The sequence below is a fragment of the Streptomyces sp. NPDC060035 genome (genome assembly GCF_042736635.1).
In the GTDB taxonomy this organism is placed as follows: Bacteria; Actinomycetota; Actinomycetes; order Streptomycetales; family Streptomycetaceae; genus Streptomyces.
Map to the genome: position 1 here is coordinate 1 of NZ_JBHWVO010000075.1, position 1,173 is coordinate 1,173.

Consider the following 1,173-nt stretch of genomic DNA (forward strand, 5'->3'; position numbering starts at 1 on the left):
CTACTGAACTTGATTGGGTGATGTCGGGCCGTTTGCCTGACAGGGTCTGAGTCGGGTCGGTAGCTGTGGGGTGTGAGATACGCGCAGGGCGGCGGTTTGACCGATGGTAAGAGGGCTGCAAGAGAGCGGATCCGGTTGGAAGCGGTCGGTCGCTTCGAGAGCGGCGCGAAGAACCGGGAGATCGCGTCCGCGCTGCGGGTGAGCGAGCGGTCGGTGGAGCGCTGGCGCCGTCAGTGGCGCGAGCAGGGCGAAGAGGGTGTCCGGTCGAAGGGATCGCCAGGGCGCCCGAGGCTTTCGGCAGACCAAATCGCGCAACTGGAGCGGGAGTTGGAGCGCGGTCCGCTCGCCCATGGCTGGGCTGACCAGCGGTGGACACTGGCCCGGGTGAAGACTCTGATCGGACGGTTGTTCCACGTCAGCTACACGGTGGAGGGGACATGGCGGCTGCTGAAGCGTCATGGCTGGTCGTGGCAGCAGCCGGCCCGCCGGGCGATCGAACGTGACGACGAGGCAGTGGAGTTGTGGAAGAAGGAGGTGTGGCCGCAGGTAAAAGCACGGCGGCGGCCCGCGGAGCCTGGATCGTCTGCGAGGACGAGGCCAGCCAGTCGCTGAGGCCGCCTCGCGCGAGGTCCTGGGGCCGGGTCGGCCGGACTCCGGTCGTGCGCGTCCGGGGACGGGGTTCAGGGCGAGTTTCGATGGCGGGAATGGTCTGCTTCCGCCCCGGAGACCGCTCCCGGCTGATCTACAGCTTCCGCGTCCACCGGGGCCGCAAGGGCGAACCCAAGGGCTTCACCTGGCAGGACTACCGCGACCTCATCGTGCGGGCGCACAACCAGCTCAAAGGCCCCATCGTCCTGGTCTGGGACAACCTGCGTACCCATCTCATGCCGCAGATGAAGGAATTCATCGCAGCGAACGAGGACTGGCTGGCCGTCTTCCACTTTCCGTCCTACGCACCTGACCTCAACCCGCAGGAGGGCATCTGGTCTCTGGTGAAACGGACGATCGGCAACCTCGCCGCTGCGAACCTCGACCAGCTCGCCGCCGCCGTGAAGCGCAGTCTCAAGAAGACCCAGTACCGACCGCACCTCATCGACGGCTGCCTCATAGGCACCGGCCTGACCCTGACCAGCTGACACGATCAGGCCGACATCACACATTCAACTTCAGTAG

Annotated in this window: 2 protein-coding genes; both read left to right on the forward strand. The window is 66.1% G+C overall.

From position 1 onward, the window contains the following. Positions 1–72: 72 nt before the first annotated feature. Positions 73–612 (forward strand): winged helix-turn-helix domain-containing protein, encoded by a 540-nt coding sequence (locus ACFWBQ_RS38315; RefSeq protein WP_385508673.1) that lies wholly within the window; start codon positions 73–75, stop codon positions 610–612. Beyond that, the gene (locus ACFWBQ_RS38320) at positions 609–1,136 is read left to right on the forward strand and encodes a transposase (protein WP_385508674.1); all 528 of its coding nucleotides are present in this window, start codon (positions 609–611) and stop codon (positions 1,134–1,136) included. Before ACFWBQ_RS38315 ends, ACFWBQ_RS38320 begins: the two co-directional genes overlap by 4 nt. Positions 1,137–1,173 lie beyond the last annotated feature (37 nt).